At 65.3% G+C, this 15,304-nt stretch carries 13 protein-coding genes; 1 reads left to right on the top strand and 12 read right to left on the bottom strand.

All coding sequences use genetic code 11. The annotated features are described in order from the left end of the window. Positions 1 to 2 precede the first annotated feature (2 nt). The 5 genes from A5764_RS06985 to A5764_RS06965 form a co-directional block, all read right to left on the bottom strand. Complete coding sequence (locus tag A5764_RS06985) at positions 3 to 1,778, bottom strand: acyclic terpene utilization AtuA family protein (protein ID WP_067110573.1); 1,776 nt, start codon at positions 1,776 to 1,778, stop codon at positions 3 to 5. Further along, positions 1,775 to 2,182 carry a MaoC/PaaZ C-terminal domain-containing protein gene (locus tag A5764_RS06980; RefSeq protein ID WP_067110570.1) on the bottom strand — a complete coding sequence of 136 codons (408 nt, stop codon included), beginning with the start codon at positions 2,180 to 2,182 and terminating at the stop codon, positions 1,775 to 1,777. Before A5764_RS06980 ends, A5764_RS06985 begins: the two co-directional genes overlap by 4 nt. Further along, positions 2,182 to 2,730 carry a MaoC family dehydratase N-terminal domain-containing protein gene (locus tag A5764_RS06975; protein WP_067110566.1) on the bottom strand — a complete coding sequence of 183 codons (549 nt, stop codon included), beginning with the start codon at positions 2,728 to 2,730 and terminating at the stop codon, positions 2,182 to 2,184. Before A5764_RS06975 ends, A5764_RS06980 begins: the two co-directional genes overlap by 1 nt. Then, complete coding sequence (locus A5764_RS06970) at positions 2,714 to 3,889, bottom strand: CaiB/BaiF CoA-transferase family protein (protein WP_067110562.1); 1,176 nt, start codon at positions 3,887 to 3,889, stop codon at positions 2,714 to 2,716. Before A5764_RS06970 ends, A5764_RS06975 begins: the two co-directional genes overlap by 17 nt. A 103-nt stretch (positions 3,890 to 3,992) precedes the next feature. After that, complete coding sequence (locus A5764_RS06965; RefSeq protein WP_067110559.1) at positions 3,993 to 4,547, bottom strand: 2,4'-dihydroxyacetophenone dioxygenase family protein; 555 nt, start codon at positions 4,545 to 4,547, stop codon at positions 3,993 to 3,995. Positions 4,548 to 4,677: 130 nt separating this feature from the next. Between A5764_RS06965 and A5764_RS06960 the strand changes: the two genes are divergently transcribed. Continuing rightward, a complete protein-coding gene (locus A5764_RS06960; protein WP_067110555.1) occupies positions 4,678 to 5,418 on the top strand; it encodes an IclR family transcriptional regulator in 741 nt (246 codons plus the stop codon). Between the two features lie 322 nt (positions 5,419 to 5,740). Here the strand turns inward: A5764_RS06960 and A5764_RS28125 are convergent, their stop codons facing one another. The 7 genes from A5764_RS28125 to A5764_RS27250 form a co-directional block, all read right to left on the bottom strand. Continuing rightward, positions 5,741 to 5,884, bottom strand: a complete 144-nt coding sequence (locus tag A5764_RS28125) for a hypothetical protein (protein ID WP_156664540.1) — start codon at positions 5,882 to 5,884, stop codon at positions 5,741 to 5,743. A 90-nt stretch (positions 5,885 to 5,974) separates the two neighbouring features. Next, positions 5,975 to 6,565, bottom strand: coding sequence for a hypothetical protein (locus A5764_RS06955; RefSeq protein WP_067110553.1), 591 nt, complete (start codon positions 6,563 to 6,565; stop codon positions 5,975 to 5,977). 94 nt (positions 6,566 to 6,659) lie between these two features. Then, positions 6,660 to 7,556 (bottom strand): hypothetical protein, encoded by an 897-nt coding sequence (locus A5764_RS06950; RefSeq protein WP_067110552.1) that lies wholly within the window; start codon positions 7,554 to 7,556, stop codon positions 6,660 to 6,662. Next, the gene (locus A5764_RS06945; protein WP_067110551.1) at positions 7,553 to 9,142 is read right to left on the bottom strand and encodes a bifunctional 3-(3-hydroxy-phenyl)propionate/3-hydroxycinnamic acid hydroxylase; all 1,590 of its coding nucleotides are present in this window, start codon (positions 9,140 to 9,142) and stop codon (positions 7,553 to 7,555) included. Before A5764_RS06945 ends, A5764_RS06950 begins: the two co-directional genes overlap by 4 nt. Continuing rightward, positions 9,139 to 10,056: a fumarylacetoacetate hydrolase family protein gene (locus A5764_RS06940; protein ID WP_067110550.1), complete on the bottom strand. Its 918-nt coding sequence runs from the start codon at positions 10,054 to 10,056 to the stop codon at positions 9,139 to 9,141. Before A5764_RS06940 ends, A5764_RS06945 begins: the two co-directional genes overlap by 4 nt. 27 nt (positions 10,057 to 10,083) lie before the next feature. Beyond that, entirely contained in the window at positions 10,084 to 11,229 is a 1,146-nt protein-coding gene (locus A5764_RS06935) for a VOC family protein (protein WP_067110549.1), read from the bottom strand. 312 nt (positions 11,230 to 11,541) lie between these two features. After that, on the bottom strand, positions 11,542 to 15,213 hold the full coding sequence (locus A5764_RS27250; RefSeq protein ID WP_197501225.1) for a GAF domain-containing protein: 3,672 nt from the start codon (positions 15,211 to 15,213) through the stop codon (positions 11,542 to 11,544). Positions 15,214 to 15,304 lie beyond the last annotated feature (91 nt).

Below are 15,304 nucleotides of genomic sequence, written 5' to 3'. Positions count from 1 at the left end.
GATCAGCCGAGCAGAGTTCGCGGCACCTTGGCGCTGCGCGCGCGCAGCCATTCGCCAAGTGCCTTGGCCTGCGAATCTAGCCGCAGTGAAGAGGTCGCGCCGGTCCCCAGCAATCCGCGGATGAGGAAATTGAGCGCGCCAAGGTTGGGCAATTCGTAACGCTCGATGCCCAATTCGTGCGTTTCCGGAAGGAGGCGTCGCAGCTCGTCCACTGTAAGCGCCGACTGCAGCCACTCCCACGCTTCTAAGTTCCGCGCCCACACACCAAGGTTCGCATCGCCGCCCTTGTCGCCGGAGCGGGCGTGCACGATCTCACCCAAGGGTGCGACGACCAATTCGTCAGTCCAAGACGCCGACGGCACCGGAGATCTTTCCAGCTGCGAAATCATCCCGGCTTTGGACGGAGCTGGGGCCGCGATGGTCTCGGTCGTGCCGTCATGGTGATGCACCGTGTGCTCGAGCAGTCCCTGCTCGAGCAGTGCAGGCCAATAGACACCGAACGCCGACCCCGGCTGTGGAGGACTGAGGGAATACATTCCCGGGTAGCTGGACAGGGCCAGCTCGACGATCTCCGACGAAAAAGCGCGCCCCGCGGCCTCTTTCGTTCCTTGGACGGCGATCCTCAGCAGCTGCGTTGCTGCAACTTGGCTCTCCGGATCGTGTTGGGGCCGCCCGATACGGTCGATCGCGACCGCGTCGAGGCCATCGACCGTATCGATGTAGCGGTGCAGGGATCGCTCGACCAGCCGGGCCTTGGCGTCCAGGTCGACGCCGGTCAGCGCGAGCAACACGCTGTTCTCCCAGCCGCCGACCGCGGTGATCGCGACCTTGGTCGTCGCCGGTGGCGCCGAGCCGCGCACACCGGTAATTTGCACGCGGTCGTTGCCGAGGTCCGTCAGCGAGGCGCTGTCCAGGTGGGCGATGACGTCTGGGTTGAGGTAGGCGGGATCACCGATCTCATAGAGCAATTGAGCGGTGACGGTGTCCGGTGTTACGGCGCCGCCGGTGCCGGCGTTCTTCGTGATCACACACGACCCGTCAGCGTCGATTTCGGCGATCGGGAATCCCGGCTCCATCGGATCCGCGATGGCCCGGAACCCGGAGAAGTTGCCGCCGGTCGCCTGGGCCCCGCACTCGATGACGTGCCCGGCCGCGACCGCGCCGGCAAGCGCGTCGTAGTCGACCGGATTCCACGTCCACCACCACGCGGCCGCACCGACGACCACCGAGGCGTCGGCGACGCGACCGGTGATGACGATGTCGGCGCCGTTGTCCAGTGCGCGCGCGATGCCGAAGCCACCGAGGTAAGCGTTGGCCGTCAGCGGCTGGTGCGGCCAGGATGACAGCGGCTCGCCGCTCGTCAGGTGCGGCAGCACATGGCCGGCTTGCTGCAGGACGGGCAGGCGACCGAAGACGTCGTCGCCGTCGACGTGGGAGACGCGAAGCCTGTAGCCGCGACGTGCGACGAGTTCACGGGTCGCGCTGGCCAGCCCGGACGGGTTGAGCCCTCCGGCGTTGACGACGAGCCGGATATTGTTGACGGCCAGGTGTTCCAGCGCAGAATCGAGCTGCTGCAGAAAGGTGGTCGCATAGCCCTTCGTGCTGTCTTTGGCGCGCGCCTTCCCGAGAATCAGCATGGTGACCTCGGCGAGATAGTCACCGGTGAGGACGTCGATGCCGCCCGCACGGGCCATCTCGGCCATCGCGGAAGCGCGGTCACCGTAGAACCCTGAGCAGTTGCCAACGCGGATCGGGCGTCGGCCCCGTTCTGGCGTCATGATGTCGCTCCTGTCGTCGAAACCCGCACGGTTCCTTCAAATCCCACGTCACAGGCGCCGTGCTGCTCGGTCAGCTCCAGGGTCAAGCTGTCGCCTTCAGCGGCCGTAACGCGCGCAGTGTAGGTCAGCTCCGCCGGCGCGTAGACGGGCGTGCGCAGGCGGTAGTTGACCTTGGTGACGCGCCATCCGCGGCCCAGGCCTTCGGTGACACAGCGCATTGCGAGTGCCGCCCGCAGGTGGGAGTGCAACGCGACACCGGCGTGGCCCTCCTCTCGTGCGTAGGCCTCGTCGAAGTGGATGCGGTGCGGGTTCCAGGTGACCGCGCTGTAGCGGAACAACTGAAAGGTGGTAGCCGTGTGCTTGAGGGGTGGGAGGGTGTCTCCGACCTGAAAGTTGATCGACATCAGGGCTCCTGCAAAGGGTTTCGCAGCGCGACGGTGCGCCGGTTTCGGTTCAGGACAGCGCCGTCGGCGGAGGTGAAAGTGTTGATGGTCTTGACGAATATGCAAGGCCCAGAACGGGTCTGCTTCGGAGTGACGGCCTCGAGGATCGTTTCCAGCAGCACCTCCGTCCCCGCGGTCACGGGGTTGACCAACTCCATCTCCTCGCCAGCGCCCATCACGCGCAGCCCGAGATCGCGGTCCCCGACCGGCATGTCACCGCCGTTGGGAGTCCCGTCGGGCGCCAGCTGTGCCTCCGGAGTCCCCATACCCCATTCCACGATGGCGGCCAGCATGTTTGGAGGCGCGACGACGTCGGCGTATCCCGCCGAGGTTGCGGCCGTCGAGTCGTAGTGGATCGGGTCGGTGACACCGATGGTGATCGCGTAGCGCCTAATAGTCACTGCGTCCAGCGTGCCCAGTCTGCGCCGGGACAGGACGGCTCCGACCTTCGGCTGTGTCTGGGCGTAGTACGCCGCCAGGGGCGTGCCGGGTTCAGGCAGAAAGGACATGTTGGCCCTCCCGGCGAGTGGAGAGCTCCGCAAGGACCACATCCGTCGACTGGCCCAGCAACTGGGCGGCCTGCAGCGGTCCCACCGGAGAGTCGCCGAGCCGCAGCGGACACCCCGGGACCGGCACCCGTCCCCGGTTGGGATGCTCGACGTAGGTGATCATTCCGCGCTGGATCAAGTGCTCATCGGTGTCGACCTCGCGGATCGACTTCACCGGTGCGCACGGCACACCGGCGGCCTGCAGGTCCCCTACCAGCTCGGCGCGCGTCCGCGTTCTGGTGACAGACGCGACCTCTTCGTCGACGGCGTCGATATTCGCGACTCTGTCCTTTTCCGTACGGAACCTCGGGTCTTCGACGAGATCGGGCCGGCCCAGCGCCGTTGTCACGCCGTGCCAGTGACGCTCGGAGATGCAGATGATGGCGAGCCATCCGTCGCTGGTCTGATAGATGTTGTACGGCGTGACCGCCATGCCCGAGTGCCGGTTGCCGGTGCGCTCGGGCAGTTGTCGGCTGGGGTCGTTGTGTAGTCCGCCGAGGCTGGAGGCGAGCATCGGGTAGATGGTGTCGTGCATCGAGACCTCGACGGTCTGGCCCCGGCCGGTGCGCTCGCGCTGGAACAGGGCCGCGCTGATCGCCCCGAACAAGTGGATGCCGCCGGAGAAGTCCACGAACGCGGCGCCGCTCTTGGTTGGTGGCCCGTCCGGGTCGCCGGTGACCGAGGCACTGCCTGACATGGCTTGCACGGTGATGTCCATGGCCGACATGTGTGCATACGGTCCGGTGGACCCGTAGCCCTTGCCGCGCGCCACGATCAAGCGGGTGTTGTGCTTTAGGAGTCGCTCCGGGGCGAGCTGGAGACGCTCCATGGTGCCCGGCGCGAAGTTTTCGATCAGCACGTCGGCCGTCTCGACCAGGTCGAGCAGCGCCTGCCGACCTGTGTCGGTCTTCAGGTCGAGCACCACGCTGCGTTTGTTGGAGTTCAGCATGACGAACTCGTGGGACTCGACCGGCTGGTGCGAGCGGAAGCGCAACTGCTCACCGCCGGGTGGTTCGATCTTGATGACGTCGGCCCCCAGCTGCGCGAGCAGCAGCCCGCAGTAGGGGCCGTTGTAGATCTGGCCGAGTTCGAGGACTCGGACGCCGTCAAAAGCCGGCATGAGGTTCACCTTTCGATTGATTGCACCATCGCGACCCGCCGTGGCGCGCACATCCGGCGCGCCGGGCGGGAACCGCGGGAGACAGTGACAGCGGGGAGTTAAGTCAGGACTCGTTGACGCCCGCGTTGCCGCGGTGGATATAGGGGACCGGTCCGGTGCCCTGTGCCGCAGCCAGCGTGTGGGTCGCGTACTGAATGGAGGCGGCGTCATTGATGGCGTGCAACGTGCCGTCATCGTTGAATCCGATTTGCGCGCCCGACATCCACAACAGAACGACGGTGTCTCCGGTGTTGTCCTCCGGGCAGTAGAACGTGTGCACCGAGCCGCCTGGCTCGTACAGGTAGGACCCTGCGGTCTGCGGCTGGCTGGGGTATTCGGCGTACTTCCAGCAGCCCGAGAACGTGTACACCTCGGCCGTACCGGTGTGGTAGTGGATGGGCAGGCGACACCCGGGCGCCATGGTGGCCATGAGGACCACTTCTCCGTTCTCGGGGTCCAGGCGCAGTGGCTGGATGTGGATCCCGGGGCCGATCGCGTCCTTGAGCAGCGGGACTTGGTCGATGTTGATGGTCAGAAGGTCGTCCTGCGGTAGCGCAACGAGGGGAAGCAGGGTGCCGTTAGTGGTGGTCATCATTCCGGGACGAACTGGTGCGGACATCGGGGGCCTCTCTGGTGTACGTATTTACGGATATGGAACCGCATATACGGACCATGACGAGTACTGTACTGTGACCCGCGCCGCGGTGCAAGCCCTTGTGTGTCGTTGGCCGCTTGCTACCGTCGGCGTCATGCCTGCGCGCCCGCATCGAACGGTCGACCGAGTGATCCAAATCCTGGAGACGGTGTCGTTGAGTCCGCGCGGTGTAACACTGGCCGACTTGGCGACCGCCCTCGAGGCTGCGAAGACTTCCGTTCAGGAACTCACCAACGGACTGCTCGCTCGCGGTTACCTCATCGAAGACGAGCGCCGGTTTCACCTCGGACCGGGGCCGTTCATCCTGGCTGCGCGCGCCAACAAGTTGGCCGCCCTGTCACTGGATCACCAGTTTGTCGCTGATTTGAGTGAATCCCTCGATTGCACTGTGCTTGTCGGCGTGCGCGTCGGGGACGCCATTGTGTTCACCGATCATGCGGGCGCAGAATCACCCAGCCTGACATTCGTCGCACGCACCCACGCCCGCCGTCCGCTCTATGCGAGCGCCGCCGGGAAGACTCTGCTCGCGAACGTCCCCGACGACGAAATGAACCGCCTCCTCGACCTCGCAGGCCCCGAGCAGGCAGGCGAGGTTCGGCAATTCCTGACCGAGCTCCCCGAAATCCGCGCCCGCCGGCTCGCGTTCAACCGTGGCGCCACGGTCGAAAACGCGTTTGCCGTCGCGACTCCGCTGCTGGCACCCGACGGCGCTCTCATTGCGGCGATCAGTGCCGCCGTGGACTCCTCAGAAGCCGATCGGCTAGATAATGTCGGTGAACAACTCAAGACGGCCGTAGCGGCCGCTGGGTCTCAATACAGCTTGGAACCGCGCTGAATCCGCTGGCGGAATGCCGCGCGGCATCCGGCTGCGGGGCCTGCAGCGTGTCGTGACGCGAGGCCTAAGCTACCGGGCGCTCAGGCTTTTGATGCTTGCTGCGTGCTGTTCGGCGTCACGCCATCCTTGAGCGAAAGGTCAACACGGCACTGGGGTTGTTGCACCTCACCGTGCCGTAGGTGCGGATGAAGCGCGCCACGAGCTGGCTTGGAAGGCTAGTCATTGCAGTGCTTTTCGTATGCGTGCCGCTCGAGTGCAGCCTGGCCGTCGTGCACGGCCCAGGCGATGGCCATCAACATCAAGAGCCCTAAGAGTGGGACAATCATCGCTGCTGCCCGCCTTTCCTGATCGTTTCTCGGTGGCGGCTGACGACCACGGCGGTACTGCCCTGAATCACATGGCCTTTCGCCTTCATGATCTCAGCATCGTCGCCGGCGATCGAGATGTCCTCCACGCTGACGTCCATTCATGGATGTGGCTACCTGCAAATAGGCGCGCGCCTCGCGCAAAGCGAGCTTCACTGCGGAGATTTGTGGCTGTGTGCCGTGGCGCTACCTCAGCTCAGCGGTAGCGGCTCGGTTTTGATCGCTCCCCGCAGCACACGCCGGTACCGCGACCAGATCGGCACGTACAAGCCCAACTCCCTGCGTGCGGCCTGTACCACGTCGAGACGATCGACCGCTACGTTCTCGTATTTCCGCAATGCCTCTCGCTGTTCTTCCGGCATGTTGTCTAACCACATATCGATTCGCTGTACAACGCCGCTGTCGCCTTCGAACTGTCTTACCCATTCCGCTAATTGAACTGACTGCTGATACGCATAGGCGATGGCAAGATCCGCAGTTCGGTAGTTACCGGTGAGCGCCAGCTCGCTGATCACCCGATCGACTGCATCGGATTTTTCGGTAAGCAATTCTCGGCGAACTTCTGGTGAGCGGGCCTTGAGGACCTCCATGTCCCTGCCGACCCTCAACGCCTCGGCGTAGAGGGCTTTCATCTCCTCGTAGTGAAAGCGGTTCTGCTGTGACCTACGGTCGAGCGACCCAGTGCCGAACGAAATTATCCCTGCCACAAGGACAAACGTCCCACCGATGACCGTACCCTGGCCCCCGCTCAAGTTATGCCAGATGTCGAACCACCCGCTCATCGCTGCCTATCCATTTGCTTTGGCCGTTCATTTACAATCAGAATTGATTGGCACCGGACACGAGACCCGGTGCCAATCAAGCATTTACGCTGACTCAGAGTTCCGCGAGCGCGACGCCGGTGAGCCCCGGGCCGAGGTGCACCAGTTCGCTGTCGACGCCGATGTTCAGGTTGACGTGGCGGATGTCACCACCGAGGTCGCCGACGTAGAACTCCGACTCCGAGACGGCCGCGACGCCAATCGCTTCGTGGTATCCGCGAGACAGGATCTCCGGTGTTCCGATCGTCGGCTGCAAGATCGCGCGGTTGAGCGTGTTGCCGTCGGGTTCTGCGCCCCGATCGGTCCACACCAGTGTGGTCCCGCGGATTAGGTGCAGATCGATAGGCTCAGGCAGGTCCTTCCACAGCAGTTCGATATCGTCGCGATGCCGTGGGTCGGCGCCTCGCGGCAGATCGAGCGGGGCGCGAAATATCCTGCCCTCACCGGCTTTTGGTGCACCCTTCTGCGTCCAATACAGCAGGTGCCGATTCAGGTCGACGGCGATGCCCACCGGATGATTACTGATCGTGCGTGCCGCCTCTTCACCAACCGCCGGCACCACCAGTGGCCGCAGGTCACTACCGTCGAGGTTGCAAGACAGCACCTGCATGCCCTCACGGTCGCACCAGTACAGCACGCCTACCTCGAAATCGGCGGCGAGCTGTTTGCCGGTGGTGAAGGCACCGCGCGGCACGATTGTGACGCGATTGGTGCCATCCAGATCGGCACGTTCCAGCGACCCGTTTCGGGCGTTGGCCACCTCCGAACGTGGGCCGCTCCCTGGATCGGGAGCGCCCATGTTCGTCCAGTAAATATGGCCCCGAGACTGGTCGACGACGATGCCGTCGGGTCTCTCGTCGAGCCCGCTGATCAGAGTGCGCACTCGAGTGCCGTCCAAAGACACCGCCTGCAACTCCTGTTTGCCATCGTTGAGGACCAGCAGTTCGGTCATCGGCTTACACTCTCGCTTTCGGCCCGGGCGGCCTCACCAGCGGAGAACGAGGGCAGGGCATCGCAGAGCGCCTGGACGTTCCGGCCCGCTTCCATAACGGCGGCGTCGGGCCTGACGATGGCGGCGGTCGCCCGGCCTTGTTTCAGCCAGCGGCCGAGTTCGCTCGCCGGAGCGACGGAGACGACGACGGCTCCCCGGCTTCTGAGCTGCCTTTCCTGCGCAGCGCTTAGCGCCGCGGAGGTGACCAGCGCGAACCGGTTCCCGACGACCTGATCGAAGCGCACGCCATCGTGCAGCACCGGGTTCGGGCACAGTGTTCCGGCCAGCTGGCCCGGGGTGCGGGCCTTGACCACCATCGCCGATTTGCGCAGCCCGGGGGCCACGCCGTCGGCGGCACTGGTGCGCGTACCCGGCAGCCGCAGATTTCCCATCCGCGGGAACACGACGTGGCGGATGAGGTCGCCGAGGCGGCCGCCACCGGTCATCGCCGCTCCCACCGACACGGCCATCAAGATCATGGCCGCGGTGTGGGGTTTGCGCTCCTGCTCGTAAGTGTCCAGCACGCTTTCGGGCAGGGAGTTGCCCAGCACGCCGACCAGTTTCCAGCTCAGGTTCAGGGCGTCGCGCAGGCCCGAGGCCATGCCTTGGCCGACGAACGGCGGAGTGAGATGGGCGGCGTCACCGAGGATGAATACGTTGCGGTCGCGCCAGCTACTGGCCACCTGCGCGCGGAAGGTGTAGGCGGTGACCCGTACCAGGCGCAATTGCTCGGCGGGTGTGTCGCCCAGCCACGGCTTGATCAACGGTTCAATATCGGTGATCTTCTGGTAGTCAGCCGCGGTCTCCCCGTCTTTCAGCCGGAATTCCCAGCGGTACCGGGTCTGCCCGACGCGCATGTAGGTGCCGGCGCGCTCCGTACTGCACAGTTGGTGGCAGCCCTCCCACTGGTCGAGCTCGGCGTCGGTGTCGACGTCGATGACCGCCCAGGTCTGCTGAAACGGCAGCCCGTACATGTGCGACCCGATCGCCGCCCGCACCAGGCTGTTGGCGCCGTCGCAGCCCAGCACATAGCTGGCCTCCACGTGCTGCTCCCCACCGCGCACGCGGTCGAGGAAGCTGACCCGCACCCGGCCGGGTGTGTTCTGGGTGACGCTGGTGACCTCGACATTGCCCCGGAACGTCAGCTGCGGGTACCGCTTGAGGTTGGCGCGCAGCATCCCTTCCAACTCGGGCTGGTCGAACATGTTCATCTGCGGGTAGCCGTTGGCGCTCGGCTGGGGGCTACGCTTCAGCTCCGTGAGCACCCGCATGTCGGTGTCGAGCAGTCGAAGACCCAGCCCGGCCCGGCGGTGGGCGGCGAACTCGTCGCCGACGCCCACCCGGGTCAGGATGCGGTAGATCTCGTCGTCGGCGTGCACCGCCCGCGGCAGCGGGTAGACGCTCTCATGGCGATCCAGCAGCAGACACGATATGCCCTCCTGAGCCAACAGCGTCGCCGCTGTCATGCCGGTCGGACCGGCGCCGATGACGATCACCGGCACGTAGTCCGGCAGCGAGGCCGGGGCGCCGTTGGATTGTGCGTTCATGCGTAAACCACCTTGTTGCGTTGCGAGCCGAGGTTGATGGCGCCGTCATCGGTGGCCACCGTGGCTTCCACGACGTCACCGTGATGCAGATATCTAGGGCTTTGCGTTTGACCGGCAAGGAAGGTCTTCAGATCCATCTGGTTGGGATTCTCGATGCCATGCGCTGTCAATGCGGTGCCGACCGGGGTGCCGGTGAGCACGATGTCACCGACGTCGAGCTTCTGGAACTTCGCCAGCGCCTGCAGTGCCTGCACGGGCGGAAACAGCATGTCGCCCTCGACGACCATGTTCTGGCGCAGCTCGCCATTGACCCGCAACTGCAGCCGCAGGTCACCGAAGCGCTTGAGTTCATCGGCGTCGACCAGCACCAGCGCCGGCCCGACCGGGGTGAAGGTCGGATACGACTTCGACTCGTAGAACTGAGCTTTGGTCAGCTGGACGTCGCGCGCTGACACGTCGTTGGTCACGACCAGCCCGTGGATGAAATCGGCCAGATTGGCCTCGGTCACCTCGGTACCCACCGGCAGCTCACGGCCGATCAGCAGACCGATCTCCAACTCGTAATCCAGCAGCTGCACGTGGTCGGGTTTGACGATGTCATCGAACGGACCGCTGACCGAACCGGACGCCTTGCGGAAGAACGTCAGCGGCGTCTTGGCGGGGTCGCGGCCGACGTCCCGCACATGCGAGGCGTAGTTGGTGGCCTGAGCCACCACGCGGCATGGCGTCGTGACCGGCGATAGCAGGTGGAGGTTCTCCACCGGCACGGTGTCGGTGGAGTGCGCGGCGTGGTCGATAGCCGCACGGTTGGCCAGCACCTCGGCGGTGGTGGCCGCGTCCGTGCGGATGCGCGCGGCGCCGTTCGCAGTCTGCACCCACCACCCGTCGGCGGTGCGCATGATCGAGACGGTCATAACGTGTCCTTACTTTCGTTGGTGCTATTAGGAATTGGCTACGTTGAACAGCCCGCGCAGGGCGGACATGTCGAACTCGTTGTCGTGCCGGAGGGCGTCGAGCATTAACGCGACTTCCTTCGTCGTTTCGACCGGTGTTCCGACGCCCAGGAAGTCCTTGCTCGGTGCCGGACCCCACTGGTACAGCCCGGAGGCCGACAGGGGCGCCCAGCCGGGCTCCAAGGTGTTGTCGAACATGTCGCCGTCGGCGAAGTGCTCGACCAGGAAATCCCCATCCGGGTCGCGCCAGTAGTCGAAGATCTGGCTGCCCTGGATGTGACGGCCGATGCCCCAGGAGCGGAAGTAACCTTGCTCGCGCAGGTACTCACCGCCGGCGGCCAGCGCATCGAGGTCACTGACCTGATAAGCCGAGTGCACGTAGCGGTTGGCCGGGCCCAGCGCCATCGCCAACGTGTGGTGATCGGCGGGGGTGGATCCGCGGTCACAGCGGATGAAGCTCATGATCGGTCCGCGCTCACGTTGGCCGGGGTAGAAGCAGAAGTCGCTCACGATCAACCCCAGGTGGTCCAGGTACCAGTTAAGCGCCTCAATGTATTTGGTGGTTTGCAGCACGATGTGCCCCAGCCGCTGCACATTGGTTGGCACCCGTGGAGGCCGCTGGGTGGCGTTGGCCCGGCTCACGTCGTGGCTGCGTCCGAAATTGAACACATGCGGTTGCTGGGAGGGCAGCGCCGGCAGCTCATGGGTGCCCGAAACCACCCGCAGCGGAATGCCGCTGGGGTCAACCAGGTCGACCGTCACCCCGCCGAGCGTCTCCGGCAGCGCGCGCACGGTGGCCCCGGTCGCATCGGCCAACCGCAGCAGATCGGACTGCTCGGCGGCGACAAACGCGGGGCCGACGAACCGCGAACGCTGGCCGCGGCGGATCAGCACACACGGCGCGCCCGGGTCGCTGCCACGCAGGTATAGCTCGTCATCGGTACGCAGCGCGACGCTGAACCCGAACGACCGCGCGAACACCTCCGCCTTATTCAGGTCCGGCTTCTCGAACTCCAGCCAGATAACGTCGTGGACCTTGATGACCGGGTTCGCCGAGCGCCCCGGGTGCTCACCGCGCAGGGCGCCGTCCTCGCTGTGCAGGCCGTTGTGGGCGCCGATGACTTGCTCGGTCATTGCTTGACTCCTAAACCCAAATTGATGGACAGCATGATGTTCCTTCCCGAAAAGGGTTTGATACCAGGGGCTCTCGGCGGAGCACATTCGCGTGTACCGCATTCGTCACTAAGCATGCCGCTACCGCGCCTGGATGTCGTTGCCGCTGACGGCAATGGCTACACCCTGCTAGCAGGTATTCGCGGTCCTGACGATTCGTCAGAGTTGCGTTGCATCACAAGCGGAGCGCTCAGGATTCGAATATCAAACGAGACTTCAACGGTGGCGTGCGGAGCTGCCTCATAGCAATGCCGTTGGACAGAAACGCCGGGATCAGCTTTCGTTTGAGTTATGCGGAATGGTGATGTCGATGGATGTCCCGCCGCCTGGAGGACTGGCGACATGCATTCTGCCGCCGAGTACTTCGATACGGTCCTTGAGCCCGATTAGCCCGGAGCCGTTACGGGAGTCGGCGCCTCCGATTCCGTCGTCCGAGATGCACACATTGAGGCTTTCGTCGGTGGTGTACGCCCGCACCCTTACATCGGAGGCTTGAGCGTGTTTGGCGGCGTTGGTAAGCGCCTCAGCGACCGCGTAGTAGGCGGCGACCTCGACGGAATCGGGCAACCGGCGCTCGATCGCGAGGTCGAGGTTGACGGGCGTCGGTGAGCGGCGGGCCAGCGTCTTGTACCCCGCGGCCAGCCCACCTGTCGACAGGATCGCCGGGTGAATACCCCGGGAGATCTCCTGCAACTCATTGAAAACTTCTGTCAAACCCGTAACCGCCTCCGAGACGACGCTTTTGAGATCATCACATTCAGGTGGTACCGACTCCTCCGCCAGGCGAAGCTTCAGCCCCAGCGATATCAGCCGCTGCTGGGCTCCGTCGTGAATATCGCGTTCCAGGCGGCGGCGAGCGTCATCGGCGGCGGCCACGATCCTGGCCCGTGAGGCAAGCAGTTCCGCGCGGGCGGTCGCGGCGGCAATTGCGGTCGCCACCAGCTCGGCGAACTCGGCGATGCGCCCCTCGGTGTCGGGTGGCAAAGGGTCGGGTTGAGTGGTGCTGACGATGGCCACTCCCCACACCCGCTCATCCACCACAATCGGGGCGCCGACTCGCGATCGCATACCCAACTCGCGAACGCGTTCGGCAATGGAGCCGGTGGCGCCCTCCCAGCTGTCCATCCGCGCCGCCTGTACGGTGCGAAACACCACCGCCGAGATGTTGTCCCCCTCGGTGGTAAGGCGTTCACCCACCGAAAACTTCACCGGGCCGGTGGCGTAGGAGGCGACGACGAGGACGGCCTCGCCGTCATTCTCGTAGCGGAACACCTCGGTGTTACCCGCATCCAGGCACCCAGCCATCTCTTCGGCCACCGCCGAAAACACTTCGGACTGACTGACTCCGCGCGCGACCAGCGTGGCGACCCGCCGCAGCGCAGCCTGCTGCCTGGCCAACACACTGAGGTTGTCGGCGAACTCGCGCAGGCTATCGCGACTGGCCTGCAGGTCCGCCCTCGTGGCGGCGTTGGCGATCGCGGTGCCCACCAGATCGGCGAAATCGGCCATGCGCGCCTCGGTGTCGGCGGGCAGTGGGCCGGTTCCCGACGCCACGGCAACACAGCCCCACACGTGGCCCCCGACCATGATCGGAACACCGACCATGCACTCCACGCCGATCTCCCGGATGCGTTGGGCCGTGGTACCGCGCGCCTGCTCGTGGCTGTCCATCCGGGCGGGGCGGCCGGTGCGCGCAATTATCGGGGCGACATGGTCGCCGTCCATAGGGAACCGCTCACCAACTGCCGGCTTGTTGGGCAGCTCGAGCTCGGTGCGTCCAAGCGCTTCAATCACGATCTCATCGCCTTCGAAGCGGGCCACCGTTGCGTTGTAGGCGTCCAGACAACTGGCCATCTCCTCGGCCACCGCAGCAAACACCTCGGCGGGTTCCGCCTCGCGAGCCACCAACTCCGCTACCCGGCGCAACGCGGTCTGCTGTCGCGCGAGCTGACGCAGGCTCCCAGAACTGACCTTTAATTGTTCGCGCGCCGCGGTGTTGCTGATCGCGGTGGCTATCAAATCGGCGAAGTCTGCGATGCGCGCCTCCGTGTCGGACGGCGCCGGCTGCGGACCCGAGGTGCCGGCCCGCACCGCCCCCCACACCCGGCCGTCGACAACGACGGGAATGCCGAGCTCCGTACGGACGCCCGTCTCGTCGTTAGTTTCGCGGGACCAGGTTCCGGTGTTGGTCAGGCTGTCTTCGCGCGCGGGCTGGCCGGTGCTCAACGCCCTCGCCAGAATGTGGTCGTCTGCCAACGTCATGCTGGTGCCGACGGGCACGCTCTGCATCCCTGGCTCGTTTCTGGCGGCGAGCACGGTTACTGTTCCATCGTCTTCGCAACGAGACAGCCGCGCATCCGTAGCATGCATGCATCGCGCCATCTCATAGTTGACACTTTGGAACACCTCGACGGCGCCGCCGCCCTGCGCGACCAGCGTTGCCACCCGCCGCAACCCGGCCTGGTGCTCGGCGAGCTCACGCAGCGTGTCGCGGCTGGACTGCAGTTCATCGCGGGCGACGGCGCTGGCGATCGCGGTGGCGACCAGATCGGCGAAGTCGGCGAGGCGCTCTTCGGTGTCCGCGGGCATCGGCTCGTCTCCGGTCGTGCCGCCGCTGGCCATGCCCCAAACGCGGTCGCCGACGAGAATTGGGACAGCGACGATGGATTGGACGCCCAGGTGGCGCATGAGGTCGGCGACGGCACCGGTGGCGCCGGCGTGGCTGTCCATCCGCGCGGGCCGTTTCGTGAGCCACACCCCTGTGGCGACGTTGTCCCCGTCAAGTGGGAAGCGCACCCGCATCGGCACCATGTCTTTGATCTCGGGAGAAACAGGCGCCAGCGCAAGTACGACGACTGCGTCCTGCTCATAACGGGAGATTGCTGCGCCGGCGACATTCAGGCACCGGCCTATTTCCTCGGCCACTGCGGAGAAAACCTCGTCGGGGCTCGCGCCCTGAGCGACCTGTGTCGCGATGCGCCGCAACGCAGCCTGCTGCTCGGCGAGTGCGCGCAGCGCGTCGCGGTTGGCCTCGAGCATGGTTTGGGTTTGTCGCAGCTGTTCCTGTTCTTTGCGCTGCCTGGTGATATCGCGGCCAACGGCATAGAACAATCCCCGGTGCGGCGCCACGTTCCAGTCGATCCAGCGCGGGGAACCGTCGCGGCCGGTGGCCCGATTTTCGAATCGAACGGGTCCGCGTCCATCGGTTAGCTCCTGGATCGGCTCTCGCAGCCGATCCATGTCCTCCCGCGGCACTAGGTCGAATAGTTCGAATGCGGCCGGCGCCAAATCGTCCACCGTATAACCCAGCGTGCGCTCGAACGCCGGATTTACCTGCAGCAAATTGCCCTGGTCGGAAATCACCATGAGGTCAGATGACAGGTCGAAGAACCGTTCCAGTCTCTGGCGGGTCTCGATCAATCTGTCGTTGATGGTTTGGCGCTCCCGCGCGGCGGCGAGCAACGCTTCGAACGTGGGCACCAACCGGAGCAGGCGTTCGCGCGTCGTCCTGGGTAGATTGTCCGGCACCTCGAGGACGCCAACCACTACGTCGGCGTCACGCAAAGGGATAGCCCACCGCCCATGATCACCGGCCGACTCACTCCATTCGACGGAGGCGAACTGCATGCTCAACGCGGCGGCAAGATGGCGAGCCGCCCCCTCGGCGGCGGATCGCAGATCGCCGGCCTGCAGCATGAGGCGAGCCAGTTCGGCCGCCAGTTCGGCATCGCGGCGCCGTTCGGCGCTAGCCGCACCCGCTGCCGCGATACCGGCCACAAAGTTGACCACCAGAGCCACACCCAGCAGAACGGCGTAAAGGATGCCCGTCGAGTCCTGGGGATCGACTTCCTTCAGAAGAATGGCCAGCACGGCTTCGGCGATCAGAAACGCAGCCGCGATGGCGACCGCAACTCCGGCCGACGGCCGGGTCGAGGGGGTCAGCAACGCGTATAGCCGTCCAGCGGTCGACCGCGGGCGGCTCGCGGAAACTGCGTCCGCGGACGGTCCACTGGGTATCTTCCCGCTGCCGGGAAGG

The organism is Mycobacterium sp. 852002-51057_SCH5723018 (assembly GCF_001667035.1).
Taxonomy (GTDB): Bacteria; Actinomycetota; Actinomycetes; order Mycobacteriales; family Mycobacteriaceae; genus Mycobacterium.
The sequence above is the reverse complement of the archived record's forward strand: the minus strand, read 5'-3'. Positions and strand labels throughout refer to the sequence as shown.